This window comes from Shinella sp. GW821-FHT10F02 (assembly GCF_058809275.1).
Genome location: NZ_JBXASL010000003.1, coordinates 68676 through 93289 on the forward strand (window position 1 = coordinate 68676; position 24614 = coordinate 93289).

General features: G+C 64.7%; 23 protein-coding genes. 8 read left to right on the forward strand and 15 right to left on the reverse strand.

Annotation, left to right across the window (positions count from 1 at the left end; all coding sequences use genetic code 11):
- Positions 1-43 precede the first annotated feature (43 nt).
- The 5 genes from AC1RWL_RS10070 to bcoG form a co-directional block, all read right to left on the reverse strand.
- Positions 44-826, reverse strand: coding sequence for a carnitinyl-CoA dehydratase (locus AC1RWL_RS10070; RefSeq protein ID WP_435267902.1), 783 nt, complete (start codon positions 824-826; stop codon positions 44-46).
- On the reverse strand, positions 823-2883 hold the full coding sequence (locus AC1RWL_RS10075; protein WP_493094896.1) for an acetate--CoA ligase family protein: 2061 nt from the start codon (positions 2881-2883) through the stop codon (positions 823-825). The genes AC1RWL_RS10070 and AC1RWL_RS10075 overlap by 4 nt, the downstream gene beginning before the upstream one ends.
- A gap of 7 nt (positions 2884-2890) precedes the next feature.
- Complete coding sequence (locus AC1RWL_RS10080; RefSeq protein ID WP_256117251.1) at positions 2891-4051, reverse strand: acyl-CoA dehydrogenase family protein; 1161 nt, start codon at positions 4049-4051, stop codon at positions 2891-2893.
- A 129-nt stretch (positions 4052-4180) separates the two neighbouring features.
- Complete coding sequence (locus AC1RWL_RS10085) at positions 4181-5674, reverse strand: carnitine 3-dehydrogenase (RefSeq protein WP_493094895.1); 1494 nt, start codon at positions 5672-5674, stop codon at positions 4181-4183.
- Positions 5671-6582, reverse strand: coding sequence for a 3-dehydrocarnitine:acetyl-CoA trimethylamine transferase BcoG (bcoG, locus tag AC1RWL_RS10090; protein ID WP_435267906.1), 912 nt, complete (start codon positions 6580-6582; stop codon positions 5671-5673). The genes AC1RWL_RS10085 and bcoG overlap by 4 nt, the downstream gene beginning before the upstream one ends.
- 114 nt (positions 6583-6696) lie before the next feature.
- Between bcoG and AC1RWL_RS10095 the strand changes: the two genes are divergently transcribed.
- Complete coding sequence (locus AC1RWL_RS10095; RefSeq protein ID WP_435267907.1) at positions 6697-7671, forward strand: GlxA family transcriptional regulator; 975 nt, start codon at positions 6697-6699, stop codon at positions 7669-7671.
- On the opposite strand, the gene AC1RWL_RS10100 is transcribed toward AC1RWL_RS10095, so the two are convergent.
- Complete coding sequence (locus AC1RWL_RS10100) at positions 7668-8825, reverse strand: LysR family transcriptional regulator (RefSeq protein WP_493094894.1); 1158 nt, start codon at positions 8823-8825, stop codon at positions 7668-7670. The genes AC1RWL_RS10095 and AC1RWL_RS10100 overlap by 4 nt on opposite strands.
- A 180-nt stretch (positions 8826-9005) precedes the next feature.
- On the opposite strand from AC1RWL_RS10100, the gene AC1RWL_RS10105 reads away from it, so the two are divergent.
- From AC1RWL_RS10105 to AC1RWL_RS10135, 7 genes are read left to right on the forward strand one after another with little or no spacing between them, the layout of a single operon-like run.
- A complete protein-coding gene (locus tag AC1RWL_RS10105; protein WP_493094893.1) occupies positions 9006-10544 on the forward strand; it encodes an aromatic amino acid lyase in 1539 nt (512 codons plus the stop codon).
- A 12-nt stretch (positions 10545-10556) separates the two neighbouring features.
- Complete coding sequence (gene ertD, locus AC1RWL_RS10110) at positions 10557-11933, forward strand: hydantoin-5-propionate amidohydrolase (RefSeq protein ID WP_493094892.1); 1377 nt, start codon at positions 10557-10559, stop codon at positions 11931-11933.
- The gene (locus AC1RWL_RS10115) at positions 11933-13204 is read left to right on the forward strand and encodes a Zn-dependent hydrolase (protein WP_493094891.1); all 1272 of its coding nucleotides are present in this window, start codon (positions 11933-11935) and stop codon (positions 13202-13204) included. Before ertD ends, AC1RWL_RS10115 begins: the two co-directional genes overlap by 1 nt.
- Entirely contained in the window at positions 13204-14292 is a 1089-nt protein-coding gene (gene ertC / locus AC1RWL_RS10120) for a thiohydantoin desulfurase (protein ID WP_493094890.1), read from the forward strand. Before AC1RWL_RS10115 ends, ertC begins: the two co-directional genes overlap by 1 nt.
- A gap of 20 nt (positions 14293-14312) precedes the next feature.
- On the forward strand, positions 14313-15974 hold the full coding sequence (ertB, locus tag AC1RWL_RS10125; RefSeq protein WP_493094889.1) for a thiourocanate hydratase: 1662 nt from the start codon (positions 14313-14315) through the stop codon (positions 15972-15974).
- A gap of 15 nt (positions 15975-15989) precedes the next feature.
- A complete protein-coding gene (locus tag AC1RWL_RS10130) occupies positions 15990-16625 on the forward strand; it encodes an ASCH domain-containing protein (protein ID WP_493094888.1) in 636 nt (211 codons plus the stop codon).
- 45 nt (positions 16626-16670) lie between these two features.
- Positions 16671-16940 carry a hypothetical protein gene (locus AC1RWL_RS10135; RefSeq protein WP_493094887.1) on the forward strand — a complete coding sequence of 90 codons (270 nt, stop codon included), beginning with the start codon at positions 16671-16673 and terminating at the stop codon, positions 16938-16940.
- A 57-nt stretch (positions 16941-16997) separates the two neighbouring features.
- Here AC1RWL_RS10135 and AC1RWL_RS10140 read toward each other — a convergent pair whose 3' ends face one another.
- From AC1RWL_RS10140 to AC1RWL_RS10180, 9 genes are all read right to left on the reverse strand, one after another.
- Complete coding sequence (locus AC1RWL_RS10140; RefSeq protein WP_493094886.1) at positions 16998-17213, reverse strand: hypothetical protein; 216 nt, start codon at positions 17211-17213, stop codon at positions 16998-17000.
- 144 nt (positions 17214-17357) lie between these two features.
- The gene (locus AC1RWL_RS10145; protein WP_493094885.1) at positions 17358-18158 is read right to left on the reverse strand and encodes a DNA adenine methylase; all 801 of its coding nucleotides are present in this window, start codon (positions 18156-18158) and stop codon (positions 17358-17360) included.
- Between the two features lie 149 nt (positions 18159-18307).
- Positions 18308-19324, reverse strand: coding sequence for a phage late control D family protein (locus tag AC1RWL_RS10150; RefSeq protein ID WP_493094884.1), 1017 nt, complete (start codon positions 19322-19324; stop codon positions 18308-18310).
- Between the two features lie 3 nt (positions 19325-19327).
- The gene (locus AC1RWL_RS10155) at positions 19328-19552 is read right to left on the reverse strand and encodes a tail protein X (protein ID WP_493094883.1); all 225 of its coding nucleotides are present in this window, start codon (positions 19550-19552) and stop codon (positions 19328-19330) included.
- The gene (locus tag AC1RWL_RS10160) at positions 19549-20019 is read right to left on the reverse strand and encodes a hypothetical protein (RefSeq protein WP_493094882.1); all 471 of its coding nucleotides are present in this window, start codon (positions 20017-20019) and stop codon (positions 19549-19551) included. Before AC1RWL_RS10160 ends, AC1RWL_RS10155 begins: the two co-directional genes overlap by 4 nt.
- The gene (locus AC1RWL_RS10165) at positions 20016-22067 is read right to left on the reverse strand and encodes a phage tail tape measure protein (RefSeq protein ID WP_493094881.1); all 2052 of its coding nucleotides are present in this window, start codon (positions 22065-22067) and stop codon (positions 20016-20018) included. Before AC1RWL_RS10165 ends, AC1RWL_RS10160 begins: the two co-directional genes overlap by 4 nt.
- A gap of 169 nt (positions 22068-22236) precedes the next feature.
- The gene (locus AC1RWL_RS10170; RefSeq protein ID WP_493094880.1) at positions 22237-22713 is read right to left on the reverse strand and encodes a hypothetical protein; all 477 of its coding nucleotides are present in this window, start codon (positions 22711-22713) and stop codon (positions 22237-22239) included.
- Positions 22714-22801: 88 nt separating this feature from the next.
- Positions 22802-23347: a phage major tail tube protein gene (locus tag AC1RWL_RS10175; RefSeq protein WP_493094879.1), complete on the reverse strand. Its 546-nt coding sequence runs from the start codon at positions 23345-23347 to the stop codon at positions 22802-22804.
- Between the two features lie 14 nt (positions 23348-23361).
- The gene (locus AC1RWL_RS10180; protein ID WP_493094878.1) at positions 23362-24612 is read right to left on the reverse strand and encodes a phage tail sheath family protein; all 1251 of its coding nucleotides are present in this window, start codon (positions 24610-24612) and stop codon (positions 23362-23364) included.
- Between the last annotated feature and the right edge of the window lie 2 nt (positions 24613-24614).

The following is a 24614-nucleotide window of genomic DNA, read 5'->3' on the forward strand; positions in this document are numbered from 1 at the left end:
TTATGGAAGGATGCAGGCCGCGCCCGATGCAGGGACGCGGACGCTATCGTCCCTTCCAGACGGGATCGCGTTTTTCGGCGAAGGCGCGCGCGCCTTCGAGCTGATCCTCGCTGGAATAGAGAATATCCACCGTCTTGAACTGGCGGCGGGTGATCTTGTTCATGGTCGCCTGGAAGGTGTCGCCCTCGGCGGCGCGCACCACTTCCTTGATGGCGGCATAGACGAGCGGCGGGCCGCTTTCGAGCAGGCGGGCAAGCTCCCACGCCCGGTCGAGCAGCTTGTCGGCGGGCAGGATTTCGTTGACGAAACCCCAGCGGTGCGCCTCCTGCACGTCGAGCCAGCGGCCGGTCAAAAGCATGTCCATGGCGATGTGGTAGGGGATGCGCTTCGGCAGCTTGATCGAGGCGGCATCCGCCACGGTGCCGGAGCGGATTTCCGGCAGCGCGAAGGTCGCGTGTTCGGCGGCGAGGATGAGGTCGGTGGAGAGCGCGATTTCGAGCCCGCCGCCGCAGCAGATGCCGTTGATGGCCGCGATGATCGGCTTGTTGAGGTCGCGCAGCTCCTGCATGCCGCCGAAGCCGCCGACACCATAGTCGCCGTCGACCGCATCGCCCGCGGCCGCCGCTTTCAGGTCCCATCCTGGACAGAAGAATTTTTCTCCCGCGCCGGTGATGATGGCGACGCGCAGGCTGTCGTCGTCGCGGAAATCGGCAAAGATCTTGCCCATGAGGCGGCTCGTCACGAGGTCGATGGCGTTGGCCTTCGGGCGATCGATCGTGATTTCCAGGATGCCGCCTTCGCGGCGTTGCAGGATCGGTCCGGTCATGGGTTTTTCCTTAGACGGATCAGCGCGTCGGCCGCGACGACACCGTCGCCAGCAGGCAGCACCATTACGGGATTAACGTCCAGTTCTTCGATTATTGAAGCGTTTGAAACGACATAGGATGCCGCTGATGCGACGGCGGCGACAAGAGCGTCGATATCGCCCTTCGCAGCGCCGCGATAACCATCCAGAAGCTTCGAAATCTTCAATCCAGCGATGGTCGCGCGGATGGCTTTTTCATCCGTCGGCAGGGTCAGGATGGCGGAATCTTCGAGCAGTTCGACGAGGATGCCGCCGGCGCCAATGGTCAGGACCGGACCCGCGACAGGATCGCGCATCGCGCCGACGATGAGCTCGGCAACGGGTTTGCCCACCATCTTTTCGACGAGGAAACCGGAGGCGACGCCCGCCATGGCCTTTGCCGCATCGAGCACGGCCTCGCGGCTGGCGAGGTTGAGCCTGACGGCTCCGGCCTCGGTCTTGTGGGCGACGCCGAGGCCCTTGAGCACGACCGGGAAGCCGAGGTTTTGCGCGGCATCGGCCGCTGCTTCCGCGGTCTCGGCGGTGACGCCCTTCGGCACGGGCAGGCCGTGCGCGGCGAGGGCCTGCTTGGCTTCATGTTCGGTGAGCGTGACGGCTTCACCTTCGCCGGCCGCGGTCTTCAGCAGCGGCGCGGGCAGGGGTTTGGCCCATATTTCGCCGATGCCGGCGGCGGCTTCGGCGGCGGCGAGTGCCTCCTCGATGCCGTAGAAGGGCACGACGCCGTTCTGCATCAGCATTTCAGCGGTCGCTTCCGGCATGTTTTCGCCCATGCTGGCGACGATGCCGGCATTCGCCCCGGTCGTCTTGGAGGCGTCGATGACGGCGTGGCAGGTGGTGATCCAGTCGGCGGCGTCGCAGCGGTCGAGGCGGGGGAAGTCGAGCACGACGAGGTTCAGCGCGTAGCCGCCCTGCATCATGGTCGTGAAGGCGGCGGTCTGTTTCTCGCGGTTGCCCCAGACGAAGGTGTGGTAGTCGAGCGGATTGGAGATCGTCACCATCTGGCCGAGCGTCTCGCGCAGCGGCTGGCGCTGCTCCTGCTTCAGCTCGCGGTAGTTGACCTTCCGCTTCACCCCGGCATCCGCCATCAGCGAGGCTTCGCCGCCGGAGCAGCTCATCGACGAGATGTCGTAATTTGTGAGCGGGCCGGCGACATGCAGCAGCTTCAGCGTTTCAAGCAGTTCCGGCAGCGTTTCGACGCGGCCGATGCCGAGGCGGGCGAGCAGGGCCGAAGAGACCGCATCGTTGCCGGCGAGCGAGGCGGTGTGCGAGACGGTGGCAAGCTGCGCCTGCTCCGACTTGCCGACCTTCAGCGTGACGACCGGCTTCTTCAACTCGCGGGAACGCAGCGCCAGGCGCTCCAGCGATTCAAGGCTGTCGAAACCCTCGATATGCAGGCCGACGGCGGTGACGCGGGGGTCTTCCAGCACGGCGCAGGCGAGGTCGGCGAGGCCGGTCTGTGCCTGGTTGCCGGCGGTCAGGATATAGGCGAGCGGCAAGCCGCGCTGCTGCATGGAAATGTTGCAGGCGATGTTGGAGGACTGCGTGAGGACGGCGACGCCCTTGTCGATGCGCAGCATGCCGTGCTGGTCGGGCCAGAGCAGGGCGCCGTCCAGCATGTTGATGAAGCCGTAGCAGTTCGGGCCGAGGATCGGCATATCGCCGGCGGCCTCCACCAGCGCCTTCTGCAGATCGTCGCCATCGGCAAGCTCGCTGACGGCCTCGCGGAAACCCGAGGCGTAGCAGACCGCGCCACCGGCACCGCGCGCCGAGAGGTCACGGATGATGCTGATGGTCAGTTCGCGGTTGACGCCGACGAAGGATGCGTCCGGTGCGCCCGGCAGGTCAGCGACGGAGCGATAGCATTTGCGCCCGAGGATTTCCTCCTCGCGCGGGTGCACCGGCCAGATCTCGCCGGAAAAACCCATCTTGTCGCATTGGAAGATGACGCGGCGCGCTTCCTTGCCGCCGAAGACGGCGATGGAGCGGGGCCGGATCAGACGGTCGAGGGATCGTGTCATGTCGACATTACGCTCCGAGCGGCCTGAGCAGATCACGGCTGATGATGTGCCGCTGGATTTCCGACGTGCCGTCCCAGATGCGCTCGACGCGGGCATCGCGCCAGAAGCGGGCGAGCGGCAGGTCGTCCATCAGGCCCATGCCGCCATAGATCTGGATCGCCTCGTCGGTGACGCGGGCGAGCATTTCAGTCGCGTAGACCTTTGCGGAGGCGATCTCGCGGTTCGACGGCAGGCCCTGGTCGAGGCGCCAGGCGGCCGACAGCGTGAGCAGGTCGGCGGCGTCGATCTCGGTGATCATGTCGGCGAGCTTGAAGGAGACGCCCTGGTTGGCGCCGATCGGCTTGCCGAACTGCTTGCGCTCGGCGGCGTAGTTCAGCGCGTAGTCGAAGGCGCGCCGCGCCCGGCCGACGGACGTGGCGGCGACGGTGAGGCGGGTCGCGTAGAGCCAGTCATTGGCGATGTCGAAACCCTTGTGCACCTCGCCGAGGATCTGGGCGGAGGACAGGCGGCAATCGTCGAAATTCAGGATGCAGTTCTTGTAGCCGCGGTGCGAGACCGATTCGTAGCCGTCGCGGATTTCGAAGCCGGGCGTGCCGCGGTCGACGAGGAAGCAGGTGATGAGCTTCTTCTTGCCGCGCGGCGTGTCTTCCTCTCCGGTGGCGATGAAGACGATGACGAAATCGGCGATGTTGGCATGACTGATGAAATGCTTGGTGCCGTTGACGATCCAGTCGTCGCCGTCCTTTCGGGCGAAACATTTCATGCCGCGCACGTCAGAGCCGGCATCCGGCTCGGTCATGGCGAGCGCATCGAATTTTTCGCCGCTGACGGCGGGCAGCAGGTAGCGTTCGCGCTGCTCGTCGTTGCAGGCCATCAGGATGCCGGAGGGGCGGCCGAAGAAGACCGTCAGCGCCATCGAGCCGCGGCCGAGTTCACGCTCGACGAGGGTGAAGGAGGCATGGTCGAGGCCGGCACCGCCGACCTCTTCCGGCATGTTGCAGCCGAAGAAGCCGATTTCCTTGCACTTGCGGGCGATTTCCCGGCCGAGTTCCGGCGGCACATGGCCGGTGCGCTCGACCTCGTTTTCATGCGGATAGATTTCTGTTTCGACGAAGGAGCGGACCGTGTCCACGATCATCTGCTGTTCGTCGGTCAATGCGAAATTCATGGCAGTCCCCCTCGTATTTTTGCGGGCCGCGTGGCGGCCTGATGCCCTTTGCGGGCGTCTCCCCCGATTGCCGGGAGAGACCGAGTTTCGCGTCCGGCACCGTTCCTCTTCGGCGCCCTGGCGGATGTTTCAGGCGCGCGTCTGCCCGACATGCCGCCCAACACCCTCCGGCGCCGGCAGCTTGGCATGGGCTTCCGCAATCTCGGCAACCTTTGCCAGCACATCCGCAGGCGCATCGACGCTCTTGCCGGCCTTGCTGTCGACATGCAGCGCCATCTGTTCGGCCGTCGCGATGACATCGCCGGTCGCGGCGTCGTGGATGCGGGTGAAGAAGTGCAGCCGCTTGTTGTCGGAGGAGAGAAGCTGGAGCGTCGTGTAGAGCGCCTGGCCGAGCTTGCCTTCGCCGAGATGGCGGATGTGGGTTTCCACCGTGTAGTAGCTGTGGCCGGCCTCGACATAGGCGAAGTCGACGCCGATCAGCCTGAGCAGCGCATCCATCGTATCGCCGAAGAGCTGGAGATAGCGGTGCTCGGTCATGTGGCCGTTGTAATCGACCCAGGCGGCGTTGACCTTGGTATCGACGAGGCGCAGCGGCTCGGCGGCGGAGACTTCGACCTTCGCCTTGCCGGCCTTAGACCAGAGATGTTCTTCGAACTCGGCGAGCAGCTTGCCCGCGCCCCAACCCTTGCCGTCGTCGCCGGCCTTCAGCGCATGCATGATGCCGACGAGGTTCTGGTCGCGGATACGCTCCAGATCGCGGATGCCGCGCGCACCGGACTGGTCGTCCGACTGCTGGGCGATCTTTTCCACCAGCTCGTCGTTGAGATCGACGACGTCGGTGAGTTTCGTCCACGGCCAGGAGAGGCAGGGGCCGAACTGGGCGAGGAAGTGGCGCATGCCCGCTTCACCGCCGGCGATGCGGTAGGTCTCGAACATGCCCATCTGCGCCCAGCGGATGCCGAAGGAATAGCGGATCACGTCGTCGAGCGTCTCGGTGTCGCAGATGTCGTCCTTGATCAGCCAGAGGCCCTCGCGCCAGACGGCTTCGAGCAGGCGATCGCCGACGAAGGCCTCGATCTCCTTCTTGATGATCACGCCCTTCATGCCGATCGGCGCAAGCTTCGCCTTGGCGTCTTCGAGCGTCTGCTTGCTCGTCTTCTCGCCGCCGACGAGCTCCGCCAGCGGCAGCAGGTAGACTGGGTTATAGGGATGCGCCACGAAAAGGCGTTCGGGGTGCTTCATGTCGCGCTGCAGATCGGTCGGCATGAGGCCGGAGGTGGAGGAGCCGATCAGGGCGTCGGGCTTGGCGGCGGCGTCGATCTGGGTGAGGACACCGCGCTTCATTTCCAGCCGCTCTGGCACGCTTTCCTGAATCCAGTCAGCGTCTTGGACGGCTTCTTCCAAGCTTTTGCAGAACGTGATTTTGCCCTTCGGCGGCAGCGGCGCCATGGTGAGCATGCCATAGGCGCGCTCGGCATTGGCCATTACTTCGCCGATGATGCGTTCGGCTTCCGGATGCGGATCGAAGATGTTGACGTCGATGCCTGCGAGCGCGAAACGCGCGACCCAGGCCCCGCCGATGACACCGCCGCCGACGCAGGCCGCCTTGTTGATCTGGCTCATTTCGGTGCCCGCTTCTGGAGTTTCAGCTTTTCGCGCACTTCGGCCGGGCCGATGATGCGTGCGCCCATGCTTTCGACGACGTTGACGGCCTTTTCGACGAGCTGCGCATTGGTCGCGAGCTGGCCCTTGCCGACATAGAGGTTGTCTTCAAGCCCGACGCGGACATTGCCGCCGGCAAGCACCGCGGCTGCCGGATAGGCCATGGCGTTGCGGCCGATCGAGAAAGCCGAGAAGGTCCAGGAGGACGGCACGTTGTTGACCATTGCCATGAAAGTGTTGAGGTCGTCCGGCGCGCCCCACGGAATGCCCATGCAGAGCTGGATGAGGACCGGGTCCTCGATGACGCCTTCCTCGACGAGCTGCTTGGCGAACCAGAGATGGCCGGTGTCGAAAGCCTCGATTTCCGGGCGGACGCCGAGGTCCGTCATCATCTTGCCCATGGCGCGCAGCATGGACGGCGTGTTGGTCATCACGTAGTCGCCGAGCGAAAAGTTCATCGTGCCGCAATCGAGCGTACAGATTTCCGGCAGGCATTCGGCGACGTGGCTGACACGCTCGGTGGCGCCGACCATGTCGGTGCCGTTCGGGTTCAGCGGCAGCGGCTGTTCGGTGTTGCCGAAGATCATGTCGCCGCCCATGCCGGCGGTGAGGTTCAGCACCACGTCCACCTCGGCATCGCGGATGCGCTCGGTCACTTCGCGGTAGAGGTCGTTGCGGCGGCTCGGTGCGCCGGTTTCCGGATCGCGGACGTGACAGTGCACGACGGCGGCGCCGGCCTTGGCGGCGTCGATCGCCGATTCGGCGATCTGCTTGGGCGAGCGCGGCACGTGGGGCGATTTGCCGGCGGTGTCGCCGGAGCCGGTGACGGCGCAGGTGATGAAGACATCACGGTTCATGGCTAAGGGCATGTGGTCTCTCCCAGAATTCTTATGGGGGACATTACGAGCCAAGAGGAGGCGCAGTGCTTTCACTTTTCGGATCTATCCTTGACAATTCGAGAGGTGAACACGCATGCTTTCGCCATGCTGGATCCATCCTCCGAGACACTCGACATCGATATCCTCGTCCTGCCCGAGACGAACCTCATCCTCGTCGCCTCGGTCATCGAGCCCTTGCGCGCGGCAAACCGCATCTCCGGACAGGACCTCTACTGCTGGCGCATCTTCTCGCCGGATGGCCAGCCGATCGAGACGCGCAGCCGCATTCCCGTGCCGGTCGATGGCCTGTTCCGGCCGGAGAAGGAGACCCAGCCGCTTTTCGTGCTTTCCTCCTATCAATGGCAGATGAGTGCGACGCCTCTGTTGCGGCGCCAGCTTTCGCAGACGGCGCGTTATCGCAGCATGATGGCGGGCATCGAATCGGGCAGCTGGCTGCTCGCGCAGGCAAGCCTGCTCGACGGCCATTCGGTGACGATCCACTGGGAGGACATGGAGGAGTTCGCCTCCGCCTTTCCGCAGATCGGCGTGGTGCGCGAGCGCTACGTCATCGATGGCAAGCGCATCACGACGGGCGGCTCATTGCCGACGCTGGATTTGATGCTGGAGATCATCCGCCGCCGGCAGGGCTATTCGCTGGCGCTGGAAGTGTCGCGGCTCTTCATCTACGAACACGAGCGCACCGGCGGCCTGCTTCAGGTGCCGGCGCTCGGCAACATGCGCGTTGCGGACCAGCGGGTCAGCCAGGCGGTGCGGCTGATGGAGGAGACGGTGGACGCACCCTTAACGCTGACGCGGCTCGCCAAGCGCGTCGGCATCAGCGCGCGGCATTTGCAGGACCTGTTCCAGGAATCGATGGGCGTGGCGCCGCACCAGCATTATCTGGCACTCAGGCTCAACGCAGCGCGGCGCAAGGTGATCGAGACCAAATCGGAATTCGCCGACATCGCCGCGCTCACCGGCTTCAACTCCTCCTCCGCCTTCTCGCGCAGTTATCGCGCGCACTATCACGAAAGCCCCACGGAGACCCGCCGGCGGCTTCGGGCTGGGGCGAAGGGTTAGCTCTTCGCGAGCAAAGGCAGCATCGTCTCGGCCGCCTGCCGGGAGAGCGCATCGCGGGGCCAGACGAGGCTCAGTGATTGCTGGTAGGCCGGATAGAGCGGCAGCAGCGTCGGCGGCGGGTTGATGTTGGCGACGGAATGTTCCGGCAGCACGGAGAGATGGCCGTGGCGGAGCACGAGGTTGATGATGACCGGGATGGAATCGACCTCGACCAGCGTCAGGCGGGAGCGTTCCGCTGGTGTCAGCGTCGCTTCGAGGAAGCGGTCCGTCATCTGGCGCAAACCGCTCCTCGGGCTCGGCACGGCGATGGGGTAACGCCGCAGCAGCGCTGCAAAATCCTGCCGTTCCGCCTCGTCCAGGGAGCGGGGGCCTGCGAGCGCCAGTTGCGAGCGGCCGATCAGGCTGCCCTCGAATTCGGCCGGGTAGTGGTCGGTATCGAGCAGGATCAGGTCGAAGCGGCGGTTCTTCAGGCCCGAAATGAGATCGTCCGCCGTGGTGGAGGAGAGGAAGAGCGGTTGGCGCGGCCGCGCCGCCCGCCACTCGACCGTGAGGCGGGCGAGCATGGCGGCGATCTCGCTTTCATGGCCGAAGGGGATGATCGTGCCGAGCCGCCAGGTGGCGGCGCTGCGGCGGAAGCGTTCCGCCGAGGCGGCGGAAAGCGCCTCCCATGCCGCGCCGATGCGCTCGGCAAGCGCCAGGGCTTCTAGGCCGGCCGGCGTGCAGCTGATCCCCGTCGCCGAACGCTCCAGCAACTTGCAGCCAAGCGCGTCTTCCAGATGGCTAAGCTGGCGGGTGAGTTGCGGCTGGCCGAGGCCGAGGCTTTTGGCCGCGCCGTTGATGCTGCCGGTTCTGGCGACGGTGGCGAAGCGGGCGAGGGCGGAGAGCGAAATCGCATCTCGTGATCCCTCACCGAGCGCGGCAAGGGCGGCGGCGGCTCCGGCGATCTCTGCAAAGCGCGGCAGGCGGGTTTCGGCCTCCAGCGTCGGCACCAGCGCTTGGCCGTCGCGGCGCACCAGCGGCACCGACAGGCTGGCCTCGACGCGCCGCAGCGCCGCGCTGGCGCTGGAGGCCGGGCGGCCTATCGCGGCGGCTGCCCTGCGGATGCCGCGTTCTTCGAGAATGCTGTGCACAAGGCAGAGGGTGGAGAGATCCAAGGGTGCGGTCCTTCGCGCTGCCGTCTTCCGTTCGGTTCATAACATGGACCGTACGGATTTTGGGATATCTGTTTGTGCCACGATGCGCATAACATCCATCTCTAGTTTCTACGCAATTCCGGACGGAAAACCGCTTCACACTTTTCCTGGAATTGCTTAGGGAAAAACAGGCTTCCAAACATGCTCGCTTCCGCCGATACGCTCTATCTCACCGGTCAACCGCTCGACTTCGCAACGCTGGAGGCGATCGGCGCCGCCGCGCGACGGCCGGTCGCCTGCGAGATCGGCATGGGCCGCGTCGGCGCGTCTCGTCTCGTCATCACGGATCGTCTTGCCACGGGCCTGCCGATCTACGGCGCCAATACGGGCGTCGGCTCGATGAAGGACAAGCTCTGGACGGCCGATGACCTGGTGGAGTTCAACAACAACCTGGTGAAGGCGCACCATTTCGGCACCGGCGAGCCCTTCACCCTGCCGATCGTGCGCAAGGCGATGGCGATCCGCGTCAACACCGCGCTCGGCGGCTATTCCGGCTGCAGCCCGGAGCTGATCGATGCTTTCTTGGCGCTCCTCGAAAAGGACGTCGTGCCCGTCGTGCGCCGGCATGGCTCGATGGGCTGCGCCGATATCGGCCTGATGGGGCAGATCGCCTCGGTGATAACCGGCGACGGCGAGGCGTGGTATGGCGGCGAGCGCCTGTCGGCCGCGGACGCGCTGAAGCGCGCCGGCCTCAAGCCCTATCGCATGCAGCCGCGCGATGCGCTGGCGGCGCTCAGCGTCAACGCCATTTCGCATGCCGCCGCCGCCAATGTGGTGCGCGAGGCGGCGAAGGCCATCCGCAATCTCATGGTGACGGGCCTGCTCTCGTCGCTGGCGCTCGGCGCCTCGGCCGATCCGTGGCGGGTAGCGGCCCGGCTCTCCGCCCACGGCGAGGCGCTGGCCGGCTGCTGGTTCGAGGCGCAGGCCTCTTCCGGCCATTGGCCGAAACCGTCCGCCATCCACGATCCGCTCAGCCTGCGCATGACCGCCCAGGTGTTCGGCGCCTGCCTCGATACGTTGCTGCTGGCCGCCGAGCGCATCGTGGAAGCGACCGCGCAGTCGGATGACAATCCGGTGGTGATGGACAACCACGTCATGGCCTCCGGCGGCTCGCTGCCGCTCTCGACCACGCTCTATGTGGAAGCGGCGCAGACGGGCTTTGCCCATCTCGCCCGCAACGTGCTGAACCGCTGCGTGCTGCTGGCGAACGGCGTGCGCCGCAACCTGCCGGTCAATCTCGTGGCGCCCGGCGAGGCGGCGACGGGGTTCGGCCCGCTGTTGAAGCTTGCCGTCGAGCTCTACATGCGCATCCAGTCGCTGGCGGTGCCGATCTCGGCGCAGTCGATCGTCGTTGCCGGCGGCCTCGAAGAGGAGGCGACCTTCCTGCCGCTGATCGTCGAGCGCATGGAAAGCCAGGTGCGCGACCTGCGCCAGCTTGCCGCCCTCGAAGCGATGCTGTCTGCGCAGGCGATCGACCTTGCCGGCGATAATGTCGAGGGTGTCGTCGCCGTTGCCTATGCCCGCACGCGGGCGGTGAGCCCGTTCTACCGCAAGGACCGGCCGCTTTCCGCCGAGATCGAGGCGCTCGACCGCGACCTGGCAAGCCCCGAGGCGCTCGCCGCCTTCGTCGAGGCGGCGCCGATGGCGGGCATCGACACTTTCTTCGCCCTAAAACTCTGACGGGAGAACCAGATGGCCGATTTCGATCTCGTTCTGAAAGGCACCGTGGTGCTCGCCGACCGCATCGTCGAGGGCAGCCATGTCGCCGTCCGTGATGGCAAGGTGGTGCATGTCGGGCAGGGCGCGATGCCGGCAGCGAAGGAACGGCACGACCTTTCCGGCGCGCTGATCCTGCCTGGCGCCATCGACGCGCAGGTGCATTCGCTGTCGCAGAAGAATCAGGAGGATTTCCTCTGGTCGACGCGATCGGCGGCGGCCGGTGGTGTGACGACCATCGTCGACATGCCCTATGACGAGGGCAATCTCGTCTGCTCGGCCGCGGCGGTGAAAATCAAGGTCGACCATGCATCGCCCCAGGCCCGCGTCGATTTTGCGCTCTATGGCACGGTCGATCCGGAAGAGGGGCCGGCGCGCATTGGCGAGATGGTCGAGGCCGGCGTCGCCGCCTTCAAGTTCTCCACCTTCGGCACCGATCCGAAACGGTTTCCACGCATCCCCGCCGCCCTTTTGGAAGACTGCTTCCGCGCCATCGCACCCACGGGGCTTACGGCCGGCGTGCACAACGAGGACGACGAGGCGGTGCGCGCGGCGATCGCCAAGGTCAAGGCCGCGGGCATCACCGACTATCGCGCGCACGGCCTGTCGCGCCCGCCGCTGACGGAGCTGCTCGCCTCCAACCAGATCTACGAGACCGGGGCGGAAACCGGTTGCCCGGCGCATGTGGTGCATTGCTCGCTCGGCCGTGGCTACGAGATCGCCGCCGCCTACCGCGCGCAAGGTTTTCGCGCGACCATCGAGTGCTGCATCCACTATCTGACGCTCGACGAGGAGAACGACGTTGCCCGGCTCGGCGGCAAGGCGAAGATCAACCCGCCGATCCGCCCGCGCGCCGAGGTGGAAAAGCTCTGGCGCCATGTCGCCGAGGGCAATGTCACGTTGGTTTCCACCGACCATGTCAGCTGGTCGGAGGACCGCAAGACCAATCCGGACATGCTGGCGAACGCGTCGGGCGTGCCGGGTCTGGAGGTGATGGTGCCGCTCTTCGTCAAGGGTGCGCTGGAGCGCGGCATTCCGCTGACCCGCGCCGCCGAGCTGATGACGCTGAACCCGGCTCGTCATTTCCGGCTCGACCATGTCAAGGGCGCGCTGGAAGCCGGCAAGGATGCCGATATCACCGTGCTGACGCCGGAGCCCTACACCTATGACGCTGCCGCCAGCGGCCACAACGTCGTCGGCTGGTCGCCCTATAACGGCATTCGCCTTCCGTGGCGCGTTTCCGCCACCTATCTGCGCGGCAAGCTCGCCTTCGACGGCACCAAGGTGCTGGCCGAGCCCGGCACCGGCGCCTTCGTGCGCCCGCTGCCGACGCTCGTTTCGGGCCGCGCCTGATGGCCGCGCCAAAAACCAATCTGCCGGTCGATCCCGCCCGCATTGCGGACGTGATCGACGGCCTCGCCCGGCTCACCGAGCCCGGCCGGCCCTATACGCGGCGTGCCTTTACCGCTCTGTTCCCGGCGGGGCGGGATTTTCTTCTCGAAAAATTTCAGGCCGCGGGGCTTGAGACACGCGTGGATGCCGCGGGCAATCTCGTCGCTCGGCGCGCGGGCAGGAAGCCCGGCCTCGGCACGATCATGCTCGGCTCCCATTCAGATACGGTGCCGGATGGTGGGCGTTACGACGGCATTGCCGGCGTGGCGGTGGCGCTGGAAGTGGCCCGGGCGCTGGCCGACCAGGGCATAGAGCTCGACCACGACCTGGAGGTCGTCGATTTCCTCGCCGAGGAGGTGTCGATCTTTGGCGTCTCCTGCATCGGCAGCCGCGGCATGGCCGGCGTATTGCCGGAGGATTGGTTCTCGCGCGAAAGCAACGGGCTAACGCTGGAGCAGGGCATTCGCGATGCCGGCGGAGACCCAACGCGCATGGCCGCCGAGGCGCGCAAGGATATCGCGGCCTTTCTCGAACTGCATATCGAGCAAGGCCCGGTGCTGGAAACCGAAAAGCGCGACATTGGCGTGGTGACGGCAATCGCCGGCATCACGCGCATCGAGATCATCGTGCAGGGCCGCGCGGACCATGCCGGCACGACGCCGATGGGCAATCGTGCCGATGCGCTCGCGGCCGCAGCGCGGCTGGTGACGGGTATCGAAGCGCTGGCGAAATCGCTTTCCGACGGTCCGAGCCATTTTACGGCGACGGTCGGCGAATTCTCCATCGAGCCGAATGCCGCCAACGTCGTTCCCTCCCGCGCGCGCCTGCTGATCGATGCGCGGGCGGAGGATCGCACGGCGATGGACCTTTTCGCGGCATCGGTTGACATGATGGCCGAGCAGTTGGCGCGTGAGACGGGCACCATCATCGAAGCCCCGCGCCGCATCTCCGACAACCCGCCGACACCCGGCGATCCGCTGCTGCTCGACGTGCTGGATGCCGCCTGCGAGACCACGGGCGCCAGCCATCGCCGCATGGCATCCGGCGCCGGGCACGACACGGCCTGGATGGCGCGGGTGACGCGCTCGGCGATGATCTTCGTGCCCTGCCTTGGCGGGCGCAGCCATGCGCCGGAGGAATTTGCAGAGACGGACGACATCGCGCTCGGCGCGGCGGTGCTTTTTAACGCAGTGATTCAGCTGGATAAGATCTTGAGTCAGGAGGACGTCTGATGGGCCGGATTCTAAAGGAAAAAGACGTCGAGGCGGCGGTCAAGGGCGGCTCGGTCTATGCCGCCGGCGGCGGCGGCTGGGCGGATCATGGCCGCATGCTCGGTTATGCCGCGGTATCGATCGGCAAGCCGGAGCTGGTTTCCATCGACGAACTCTCCGATGACGACTGGGTGGCGACGGCTGCCGCCATTGGCGCCCCGGCCTCGACCACGCCCTGGGAGATGCGCGGCGTCGATTACGTGAAGGCCGTCGAGCTTTTGCAGGAGGCGCTCGGCGAGAAGGTTGCGGCGCTGATGGTCGGGCAGAACGGAAAGTCCTCGACGCTGAACGGCTGGCTGCCGTCGGCCATCCTCGGCACCAAGGTGCTGGATGCTGTCGGCGACATGCGCGCGCACCCGACGGGCGACATGGGGTCGATCGGCATGGCCGGCTCCCCGGAACAGATGATCCAGACGGCCGTGGGCGGAAACCGGGACGAGAACCGCTATATCGAACTCGTCGTGCGCGGCGCGACGGCAAAGGTCTCGCCGATCCTGCGCACCGCCTCCGACATGTCCGGCGGCTTCATCGCCTCCTGCCGCAACCCGCTGCGCGCCTCCTATGTGCGCAAGAACGCGGCGCTCGGCGGCATTTCGCTGGCGCTGACGCTCGGCGAGGCGATCCTCGCGGCGGAGGGCAAGGGCGGCTCGGCGATCATCGACGCGATCGTCAAGACGACGGGCGGCGCGATCCTTTCCGAAGGCACGATCACCGACAAGTCGGTGGTCTATACCAAGGAGGCCTTCGACATCGGCACGGTGACGCTCGGCAAGGGTGACGACGCGACGGTGCTGCATGTGATGAACGAGTACATGGCGGTGGAATCGGCCGCGGGAAAACGTCTCGCGACCTTCCCCGATGTCATCACCACGCTCTCGCCGGACGGCGAGCCCCTGAGCGTCGGCCAACTCGAAGTCGGCATGAAGCTCTTCGTGCTGCATGTGCCGAAGACCATCATCCCGCTCGCCTCCAGCGTGCTCGACCCGACGGTGTATCCGTCTGTGGAGAAGGCGATGGGGATCGATCTGGTGAGTTACGCGCTGGCCTGAAGAGACTTGAGGAGACGACCATGCCCAAACCCAATTCGCGCCATCCGAACTATCCAATCCCCGGCGGCGACGTGCTGCGCGCCAAGGGCTGGCGGCAGGAGGGGTTGTTGCGGCTGCTTGAAAACGTGCTGTCGGTTGGTGAGGATCCGGACAATCTCATCGTCTACGCGGCGCTCGGCAAGGCGGCGCGCAACTGGGCGGCGCATCGGGCGATCGTCAAGGCGCTGACGGAGATGGACGAGGACCAGACGTTGGTCATCCAGTCCGGCAAGCCGGTGGGGCTGCTGAAGACACACTCCAAGGCGCCGCTTGTCATCATGGCGAATTGCAACATCGTCGGGCAATGGGCGAAGGCGGAGGTGTTCTATGAACTCCAGCGCAAGGGGCTGATCTGCTGGGGCGGGCTGACGGCCGGGGCCTGGCAATATATCGGCAGCCAGGGCGTCATCCAGGGCACCTATGAAATCTTCATGCGCATCGCGGAAAAGCGGTTTGGCGGAAGCCTTGCGGGCCGCTTCATCCTGACCGCCGGCCTCGGCGGCATGGGCGGCGCGCAGCCGCTGGCCGGCCGCATGGCGGGGGCGGCCATCCTCTGCGTCGATATCGATCCGGCGCGCGCGGCGGCGCGCAAGGCGGTCGGCTATCTCGAACATGTGGCGCCGGATCTCGATGCGGCGCTGGCGATGATCGACGAGGCGGTGAAGGAGAAACGCGCGACTTCGATCGGCCTTGTCGGCAATGCGGCGGAAATCTACCCGGAGATTGCGCGGCGCGGCATCGTGCCGGATATCGTCACCGACCAGACCTCGGCGCATGACCTCGTCTACGGCTACGTACCGAAGGGCATGAGCCTCGACCAGGTGAAGGGGCTGCGCGATGACGGGCAGGGGCAGTTGATGGCGGCAAGCCGGGCCTCGATCGTCGAGCATGTCTCGGCGATGCTGGAGTTCCAGAAGCGCGGCTCCGAAGTCTTCGACAACGGCAACCTCATCCGCACGCAGGCGCGGGAAGGGGGCGTTGCCAATGCCTTCGACATCCCGATCTTTACCGAAGCCTACCTGCGTCCGCTCTTTGCGCGCGCCATCGGGCCGTTCCGCTGGATGGCGCTGTCCGGCGAGGAGAGCGATATCGCGCGCATCGACGATCTCGTTCTGGAGATGTTTCCGGACAATCGGATCGTCACAAACTGGATCCGCCTTGCCCGCGAAAACGTGCCCTTCGAGGGGCTGCCGGCGCGCATTGCCTGGCTTGGCCACGGCGAGCGCACGGAGTTGGCACTGGCCGTCAACAAGCTGGTGGCGGCGGGCGAACTCGCGGGTCCGATTGCATTCTCGCGCGACCATCTCGACGCCGGGGCCATGGCGCATCCGAACATCATGACGGAGCGCATGAAGGACGGGTCGGATGCCATTGCCGACTGGCCGCTGCTCGATGCCATGCTTCTCACCTCCTCGATGGCCGACCTCGTCGTCATCCATTCAGGTGGCGGTGGTTACGCCGGCTACATGACGAGCTGCGGCGTGACGCTGGTCGCGGACGGCACGGAAGCGGCGGCGGAACGGCTGGAACACGCCTTGACGAACGACACCTCGCTCGGTGTGATCCGCTATGCGGATGCCGGTTACGACGAGTCGCTCGACGAGATCGAGAAGAAGGGCATCGGCTACGTCAGGGTTGGGTAAACCCGGAAGGGTGCGATGCTGTTCAAGGCGGCGGTGCTGGAGAGGATCGGGCGGGGCGAGGTGACACTCGCCTTTCGCCGCTGGACGAAGCCGACGGTCAGGGCCGGCGGAACGCTGCGCACCGCGGCCGGCGTGCTTGCCATCGACAGCGTCGAGCCGGTGGAACTGGCGGCGCTTTCCGAGGCCGATATCCGTGCGGCGGGCTATGCCTCGCGGGAGGCGCTTGAGGGCGACCTTCGGCCGGCGGGCGATCTCTACCGCATCGCCTTCCATGTCGCGGGCGAGGACCCGCGGGAAAACCTGCGCGAAAACGATACGCTTGATGCGGCCGATATCGCGGCACTGAAGACCCAACTGGAAAGGTTCGATCGCCCCTCACCTTGGACGGGTCCCGTGCTCTCCGTGATCGCCGAAAAGGACGGCCGGACGGCGGCGGAGATGGCGGAGCGGCTCGGCGTGGAGAAACTCGCGCTCAAGCGAAAGATACGCCAGCTCAAGGAGTTGTGTAGCGCGCAAAATCGAATGGCGCGGCGCGCAAGATCAAGTGGCAGCAAAACTGCGCGCTTTTCCGGAGCTTTCGTCTTCTCTCGTCGAGCAGAGTTGCTATCCTTTCCCTCAAGCTTGACGACCGACCAGCCCCGCGCCATTTAGCTGCCGGGGCGAAGACCATGCGGCATAACGGAACGAGGATGCCGCATGGCAGACAAGCCGCTGACGTATGGCGAGAAGATAGCCGCCGAGTATGATCTCACGATCTACTGCCACCCCTGCGACAGGAAGGTGGAATTTGATCCCTCGAATGTCGTTGAAAGCGAAAGACCCATCGGCCGGCGCTTTCGCTGCGTCTTTTGCGATGAGCGCGGTCATTGCATCGTGTTACCAAAATGGCGAAACGCTGATGTCCCTGGCGGGCGGATACCCTACCGCACCGGGGCATTCGAGCGCCCGAAAATCCCTGATGAGTAACCCGCACCGACAACGGGCGCATGCTGCGCCCGTTGTCACGTCGTATGCCCTGGAGCGTTAGAAAGGTGTCACCCGGTGGATAGCGCGAACGGCCGCCGCGAGTGAGGCTAGGCGCTCCAGGCTCGTATCCAGCGGCGCCAGTGCGCCCACCGCGCCGTTGCGGCGGCCTTCCCCGATATCACCGGCCGCAAGGTCGATCTGGTTCATGATGTCCTCGGCGTCTCTCTGCATGGCCTTGATGATCTGGGTGATAGCTGCGTTGGTCTCGCTCATGTGCGTCTCCTTTGTTGATGGGCACACATTCGCTCGAAGCGGCGCCGGTATCGAGCAATGGCAGTGCGTTGATCGGCCCGACGAAAATTACCTTTGCTAGAAGCCGTTTCGTGCCTGCCATCCGAGCAAAGACATTGCTCGCGCTCACCGAGGCGATATCAGCACCTCTTTCACGGCCTTGCTGTTGCCACGCCCGGCAACCGAGTAAGTGCAATCGACCTCTTCAATTTTGAAGTTTTTGAAGGTTTCGAAGACGCCTTGAGCCGCGTTCAAGGACACAATGAAGGTGCCTCGAAGGGCCATCAGGACGCCTGCCATCTCGGCGAAGTCCTCGCGGCCGAACACCCCGGCGCCATAGTCGGCCTCGTTTCCCCAATAGGGCGGGTCCAAATAAAAGAGCATGCCCGGCCGATCATACCGCTCGATGAAGCGCCGCCAGGGCAGGCACTCGATGACAACGCCAGCGAGGCGCTCGTGGATATCCTCCAGCATGGGCGCGAGCTTGAGCAGATTGAAGCGACCGCCATTGTTCTTCTCGACACCGAAGTTGCGCCCTGAAATCTTGCCGCCGAACGCCAGACGCTGAAGGTAGAGGAAGCGTGCCGCGCGTTCCAGGTCAGTGAGGGTAGTCGGGTCGGTCTTCACCAGGCGCTCGTATTCCCGTCTGCTCGTGATCTGGAAACGCAACGTCTCCATGAACTGCGGATAGTGCCGCTGGAGGATGCGGAAGAGGTTAGCCACGTCGCCGCTGATATCGTTGATCGCCTCCATGCGAGGCTGCATGGTGCGGCGAAGAAACACGCCGCCCATACCGACAAAAGGCTCGGCATATCCATCATGAGGGATGCCGTTGATCATGCGAACGATAGTCTTGGACAGGACACGTTTTCCGCCGAGGTAAGGAGCGGCGGGAGAGACCGGCGAAACCGGCTGCAAATTCACCATTTCAAATAGCTCACGACTCAGTCACAGCAATCCGGCCCTGCAGGGTACGGGTGTGACGGTTGTGTTTAGCTGCTGTCGGACGGGTCAGGTCGCCAAACTATGGCCCGTCGCTTGAGGCGTTCCACCGCCTCGGCCGCCCGGCTGTGCGGCTATCCTTTCGCCTCCCTGTTCGCCACCTCGATACTCATGATCCAGCCCCCGCTCTCGTCGAAGGTGAAATTATGTTGGATGGAGGATGCCACCAGGTCGGCCGCGTCTCGGCTGGCCCCATACCCCTGGAGCTTTGCCGGCGCGCCGGCCATGGCATCAGGATCACCATCGGTATCGAAGCTGCCGGAGACGCTGGCGCGGGCCGCTTCGGCGATCTCTGCCTTGCCAGCGAGTTCCGCTTCCGCTTCGGATCGAGCGGGATGCAGGGACACGTATCGGCCGGCCGCGCCGATCGACGTGCCGTCAAAGAACTTTCCGAGGCCCGATATCGGATCGAACCAGCCCGTCGAGCTTTCCTTGAATTTGCCTTTTGCCTCGCTGGAAATCTCGAACGACTGATCGTCCTTATAGGGAATGACGATCGTCGGAAGCGTCTGCCCGCTCGCCGTCTGGCCGCTGTTCCGGCGCGGCACCAGGAGCGTGTTGTTCGCATACTTCACCGTGCCGCCCAGCTCGGAGGCCAGATCCTGGGCGAAGGCGGTCGGCGACTGCCGCCAGCGCAGTCGGTAGGGAAGACGGATGTTCTCGATGCTCGGATGCACGATCGCGCTCTTGCCCGAGCGGAAAGCGAGCAGCCGGAAAACTTCTCCCGCGGTTTTGTCGTCGAAATGCTCGCTGCTTTCCGCCTTATCGGCGTCGACGAAGTCGGCCGATCGGGCGATGATCGTCATAGTGTAACCTTCGTCCGGATCGCCGCCGAGCCGATCGGATTGATAGGTGAAGAGGCCGGCATCTCGCAGGGAGTGCTCTTCCCATCCATAGAGGAAGCGATATTTCGTGCCTTCCGCGGGGCTGTCCGGAAACGGCGGCGAGATGGAAAACTCGAATTCGATCTCATCGGCTTCGCCGCCATCGTTGTCGAGGAACGAGGCACTGATCAGCCCTTTGCCCGACCAGACCGGGAAAAGGTCGCTGCCGGACTGGCCGATGATACGCACGATCGGTTTGCGCAGCACGGCTCACTCCCACGGAACGACGGATGAAATGCTGCTCTCCGGCTCCCAGGCCGCCGGCGCATGGATCGCCGTGCCTTCCGGAACGGTCCCCTCTACCATGATCTCGGACAGGCCCGGATTGGCATCGAGGAGCGCCTCGGTCGCGCCGAGCAGCTCGGTTTGCAGATAGGCTTTGGCGATGCGATCAAGGCGCATGCCGCCGAAGGGAACGATGAACGGCAGGATCATCGAAGCCCCCCAAAGCCGCGAATGCGGGTGAGGTCCATGCCGAAGAGCGTCTTGAACGGGAACAGGATCAGCCCGACAGAAACATCCACCTCGCGGCCGACGCCATCAAACGGGTGCAAACGCTCCTCGTCGGTGTCCAACGTCTCGATGCCGACCAGGCCGCCCGACTGGCCGAGATAGTTCCCGCGAAGACGCAGGTAGGGAACGATGGACTGCATCTCGTGATGGGCCTTTAGGATCGCATAGGCGTCCAGGCCGCCGGTGACGTGCGGGAACGTCTTCGCCTCGATCGTCAGCGCCTGGGGGCCGAGGCCCGTCTTCTGGTAGGACATGCCCGATGGCGTCGGATGGCCGGGAAAGCGCGCCTCGGATGAGAATGAGAGCCGCTGAGGGTTCAACCCGATGACGTGCAGAACCGCTCCGCCGATCGAGATGAGGGCACCATTGGCTTTCAGCGCCGGCTTCATGCGAGGCTCCGGCCCGTGCCGGCGTAGGAGCGCGCCTGCGCCTGGCGGTAAGCGCGGTTCTGTTCCTTGATCGACCGCATTGCCGCATGCTTGGCGTTCGGAGTGTAGATGTTCTGCGTAACCTTCGCACCGGTGGATGCAGGTTGAGCGTTCGTGTGCTTCTCGCCGCCTCCGCCGCCGGTGGTCGGCACGAAGTTGGGCTGGATCGTGGGTGTGGCCGTGAAGTTCAGAAGGCCGAGCATGCGCTGGGCGGCGTCCTGGGCGATAGAAACGGCTGTGTCGGCCGCGGCGCGTAGGCGCTCGTTATAACCGCCCATCGCCTGGTCGGCAGCGCCAGACATGTCTTTGCTGAGCGGCTTCTCGGTCGGGATGGGAATGAAGTCGGAGCCGCGGGATTTGCCGAGGCTGCCGTCATCCTGGACGCGCTCGGCGCTTTCGAGGATCGCCTTGAGCCTGGTGATTTCCTGCTCAAGCGTCTGCCGGCCCGATGCCAGCGCATCGATATCGGAGAACTTTGGCAGGGGCATCCCGGAAAGCTGAGTTTCCCGCTCGCCGATCAACGCGCGCAGATCATCGAGGTCGGCGCCCTTCAACTCTTGTCGGGTTTCATAGGCGTCTTCCTGCCGGGCATAGTCGGGATTGATTGTGCGGACGACATGATCCTTCAGCGGTCCGACGAGGTCATCATACCATTTACCGGCTTTGTCCCCACTGGCCTGGAGGGCGGCGGCACGGCGCGCGGCTCTCTGGTCCGGCGTGTTGTGTTTGAATTCGTAGTCTTCATCCACCGTGCCCTGGCTTTCGCCGAGGATTTTGGCAAGAAATTCGTCGTACTTCGCCCGATTTGACAGCAGCGGTTTCAAGGCCAACTTCGCTTGCTGGTCTCCGAACAGCTCACCAATCTTGAACTCGTCGCCGCCAGTCAGCCGCATCACCTCGTCCATTATGGCCGTCAAATAAGGAGTGCCTTCCTTGTCAGCCTTGGCTTTGAGATCCGGAAGGTTGACGCCGGCTTCCTTGAAGTTCTTGATCGTGTCGGGCGAGGTCACCTTCGAAAGCAGGTTCTGCAGGTTGGTCGCGGCCTCGTCCTGGCTGCCTGCGCCCATCCGAACGACCTGCGCCAAGGCAACCAATTCCGCCCATCCGCCAGTGCCGGATCGTCCTGTGCCCGAGAGCATTGTCGCGAGCGCGGGAAAGTTCTTCGCCATCGCATCGACTTCGAAGCTGCCGAGCTTCGAGCCTTTGGCCATCATGTCGAGGATCGTCGGGACCTCGCTGTCCTTGACATTCATGTTCTGTTGCGCGGCGATCACGGCGGTCGCCATCGTTTCACCGGTACTGCCGCCAGCGACGGCTGCTTTCAGTGTGGGATCGAGGACCGCTTCCTGTTGATCCAGGGCGAAGCCAGCTGCCGCGAATGTTTTGCGCCCATTGTTCACGTCGAGCTGGTCGACACCGTATCTCATCGAGAGGCGTTCATTCGACTTGCCAATTCGCTCGACCGCCTCAGGCGTGCGCATCTCAGCGGTGATCGCCACGTTGACGATCTCGCTGTTAAGTTTCCGGTATTGCGAACCGAGCTGCTCAAGCCCCCGGATGATGGTATCGACCGATGCGAAAGCCATCAGCCCGGTGAACGCATTGGCGGCGCTGCCTTTCAAAGACACGAGCGTATTGTTCAGCGCGCCGGCAGGCTGATTGATAGCGGTCATCCGCTTCCCGTCACCCATCCGGCGGTAGAGGACGTCAACGTCGCCTTTTGCCTTGCGCGCGGCATTCCCGAGAGCCCTGATCTCGCCTTCAGCCGCATCGGTTTTTACCGTGCCGAGGCGACGAGCCGCGCTCTCAAGTTCCCGAACCTTCTTCTCGCTGCGGTTCGCATCGGCGCCGAGATCGGTGATGTCCTTGCCGAGCTTGTCCGCGCCACCCGCCCTGCCGAGCTTGCGGGCGGTGTTTTCAAGGTCTTTCAGGTCGCGCTCAGCTTTGCCGGCTTCCTTTGACAGGTCGTTGACCAGGCGAAGGCGGAGGGAGACGTCGAGATCGCTCATGGGTTCACCGGTGCCCGCAACAGGCCAAAGGTTTCATCGTGGATGGTGCGGGCCTCTTCGTGCCAGAGCAGGATTTCGTCCCAGAACATCTCAAGCACCTCCGAGAGAGGAGTGTGCAGGTAGGCCGACACACTCGCGCAATATCGCCGCCACAGGTGGACGCTCCCGGTTACTCGGCGTCCGCCTTGAGCGCGCGGGGCAAAAAACGGTAGGCCGCGTCGGTCACAGCGTCACCGTCCTCATCGATGAGGCCGCGCAGGACAGGTGCAGGCACGCCCGTCATCTGCGCGTAGATGTCGAAAAGAGAGACCTTCGTGGCCCCGACCCGTCGCAGCACGCCGTCGACCTCGCCAATCCGAAGCCGCCGGACAATGATCGTGTCGACGACAACGCCCGCGCGGCGGAACGGGTGCTTCAAGGTGACAACCGTGTGGTGATCGTCGCCTACGAAATCGAGTTCCTCTGCGTCCTGCACCTCGACGGCTTCCGAAGCCGCCGGAGCCGTTCGCACCGGTTCCGACGCGGAGTTGTCCAGTTCGCCCCAAAATTCCGGAGGCGGCAAAGGGATTTCCTCGATCGCCGTTTGCGTCGGATCGTCTTTCGACATGGGCGTCTGGATCATCGCCGACGTGGGTGCGGATGCCATGAGTTCCTCCTTCAAAGATGAGGGGCGACGGCCTGATGAGGCGGTCGCCCGGATAAAGTGCCGCTCGACGACGTGGGCCGCGATACGATCAGGCCGCGATCAGTTGATTGTGTTCGGCCGAGTAATTCACGCCGTTGATGATGAGGATGTTGTTCTGGAGGTCGAACTTGTGGATCGTCCGCCCATTCATCATGTCGTGGTAGAGGACGATGCTCGACCAGCGCAGACGCGTCGGCCCCGTCGCCTTCATGCCCTTGACGCCAGCTTCTGTGTAACCGTTCAAGAGGCCAGTCAGAAACACGACGCGGCCCATCAGAGTGGGCTTGCCGGACGCCGCCACTTCGCCGTTTGATTTGGCCGGGAACACGTTCAGGAGGCTCTGGTAGAAGCGGAGGTCAGTCCAGTCGCCCGGCTCACGGCCGTAGCGGGACTTGAGATCCTCGGGTGCGCCGTTGATCGCCTGTTCGCAGGAGAGCGGATTGCTCTCCGCGGGAAGCTCCAGGCCGAAGAAGCCGCCGCCCATGACAAAGGGCAGCATCTCGCGCTGAAGGTCGGGCAAGATTGTTTCGTCGATGCGCAGGCGCTGGTTGATCTGCTGGCAGTACCAGTTTGCGCCACGAATAATGCGATCCATGCGAAGGTCTCCTGTTAGGCCGTGACGCGGATGTTTTGCAGGCCAAGCTGCTGGAGCGAGGCGGCGATCGCCGCCTCCAGGACGTCGAACGCTTCCGGCTGCGGCTCGGTGTAGATTTGGAGGTCGACCAGGTCTGGCGTCTCGGCGAAGCGCGCCTTGACGCGGAGGGCACCGGCTTCGAGGAGCGTGCCGGGGTTCATGGCCTTGGACCAGATCAGCTCGTAGTCGATGAGCGCCTTCGCCGTAACGAGGTCCATCATGAACTGGTCGAGCGCGCGGTAGATGAGGTTAACGACGTCCGGGTGAATGTCCTCGGACAGGTATTGGCGCATCGGGCGAAGGACCGCCTTCTCGATCGCGCGGCGCGTCCGGATACGCTTGATCGAGCGCCAGGCCTTGACGGTCGGGTCCGTCGCGGTGGTGAAGGGCGCCCAGATCCGGTTGCCCTCGATCAGCGTGCCGATGCCGCGCTGGTTGAGCCAGTTGGCATCGGAGCCGGTATCGCCGTCCGTATAGCCCACCGGCACGGAAGGCTTGAGCGCACCCTGAAGCGGCCGGTTCCAGAACGCCTTGTAGGGGCCGCCCGTTTCCTTGTCCCGGCGCACCATGGCCGCGGCCATCGCTGCCGACATCGGGCGAACGACGTTCCCGTCGCCGAGGTTCGTGAGCATCTGCGGGTAGAAGCCGACGACGTTCAACGCGCCGTCGAAGTCCTCGGCCCAGGTAAGCGCGGCTTCCCGGCTCGTCGCCGGCGTATCGGCAAACACCATGCAGTCGATGATGCGGCCGGCGATCGTCGATAGGGTCGAGGTGACCGCATTCGCGGCGCTGTCCAGCCGCTGGCTGGTGTAGCCGGGCGAGATCAGGCAGCCGGGTACCAGGCCATCGGCATCGTCGAGGAGAGCCCATGCGCCGGTTTTCGCGCCGGCCGAGCCAACGATGCCGTCGATCTCCTCTTCCAGCTTCTCAGCCGGATCGGTCTTGGTCGAGTGCGGCGTGCGCACGAAGGCGATGTCGGTGACGATGCCTTCGAGAAGGATCTGGTTGACGGCATCCCTTGCAACCCCGGCACCAAGGGCGGCGACCTTTTCGACATCGTCGATCGGCAGCCGGACTTTCGTGTTGAGCGGGAATTCGTCGGCGTCGGCCGCCGGGGCGGGCAGCGCCATGCCGAGCGTGGTGCTATCGCGCGTGTCGATCTTGGCGACGGTGGAACGGAGGTCCGAAAAGACGCGGACGCCGACGAAATCGGTAGTGGCTGACATGA

Bases quoted from the DNA above. Each gene is read 5' to 3' on its own strand.
- AC1RWL_RS10070 (WP_435267902.1), bottom strand. From the start codon at position 826: ATGACCGGACCGATCCTGCAACGCCGCGAAGGCGGCATCCTGGAAATC.
- AC1RWL_RS10075 (WP_493094896.1), bottom strand. From the start codon at position 2,883: ATGACACGATCCCTCGACCGTCTGATCCGGCCCCGCTCCATCGCCGTC.
- AC1RWL_RS10080 (WP_256117251.1), bottom strand. From the start codon at position 4,051: ATGAATTTCGCATTGACCGACGAACAGCAGATGATCGTGGACACGGTC.
- AC1RWL_RS10085 (WP_493094895.1), bottom strand. From the start codon at position 5,674: ATGAGCCAGATCAACAAGGCGGCCTGCGTCGGCGGCGGTGTCATCGGC.
- bcoG (WP_435267906.1), bottom strand. From the start codon at position 6,582: ATGCCCTTAGCCATGAACCGTGATGTCTTCATCACCTGCGCCGTCACC.
- AC1RWL_RS10095 (WP_435267907.1), top strand. From the start codon at position 6,697: ATGCTGGATCCATCCTCCGAGACACTCGACATCGATATCCTCGTCCTG.
- AC1RWL_RS10105 (WP_493094893.1), top strand. From the start codon at position 9,006: ATGCTCGCTTCCGCCGATACGCTCTATCTCACCGGTCAACCGCTCGAC.
- ertD (WP_493094892.1), top strand. From the start codon at position 10,557: ATGGCCGATTTCGATCTCGTTCTGAAAGGCACCGTGGTGCTCGCCGAC.
- AC1RWL_RS10115 (WP_493094891.1), top strand. From the start codon at position 11,933: ATGGCCGCGCCAAAAACCAATCTGCCGGTCGATCCCGCCCGCATTGCG.
- ertC (WP_493094890.1), top strand. From the start codon at position 13,204: ATGGGCCGGATTCTAAAGGAAAAAGACGTCGAGGCGGCGGTCAAGGGC.
- ertB (WP_493094889.1), top strand. From the start codon at position 14,313: ATGCCCAAACCCAATTCGCGCCATCCGAACTATCCAATCCCCGGCGGC.
- AC1RWL_RS10130 (WP_493094888.1), top strand. From the start codon at position 15,990: ATGCTGTTCAAGGCGGCGGTGCTGGAGAGGATCGGGCGGGGCGAGGTG.
- AC1RWL_RS10135 (WP_493094887.1), top strand. From the start codon at position 16,671: ATGGCAGACAAGCCGCTGACGTATGGCGAGAAGATAGCCGCCGAGTAT.
- AC1RWL_RS10140 (WP_493094886.1), bottom strand. From the start codon at position 17,213: ATGAGCGAGACCAACGCAGCTATCACCCAGATCATCAAGGCCATGCAG.
- AC1RWL_RS10145 (WP_493094885.1), bottom strand. From the start codon at position 18,158: ATGGTGAATTTGCAGCCGGTTTCGCCGGTCTCTCCCGCCGCTCCTTAC.
- AC1RWL_RS10155 (WP_493094883.1), bottom strand. From the start codon at position 19,552: ATGATCCTGCCGTTCATCGTTCCCTTCGGCGGCATGCGCCTTGATCGC.
- AC1RWL_RS10160 (WP_493094882.1), bottom strand. From the start codon at position 20,019: ATGAAGCCGGCGCTGAAAGCCAATGGTGCCCTCATCTCGATCGGCGGA.
- AC1RWL_RS10165 (WP_493094881.1), bottom strand. From the start codon at position 22,067: ATGAGCGATCTCGACGTCTCCCTCCGCCTTCGCCTGGTCAACGACCTG.
- AC1RWL_RS10170 (WP_493094880.1), bottom strand. From the start codon at position 22,713: ATGGCATCCGCACCCACGTCGGCGATGATCCAGACGCCCATGTCGAAA.
- AC1RWL_RS10175 (WP_493094879.1), bottom strand. From the start codon at position 23,347: ATGGATCGCATTATTCGTGGCGCAAACTGGTACTGCCAGCAGATCAAC.
- AC1RWL_RS10180 (WP_493094878.1), bottom strand. From the start codon at position 24,612: ATGTCAGCCACTACCGATTTCGTCGGCGTCCGCGTCTTTTCGGACCTC.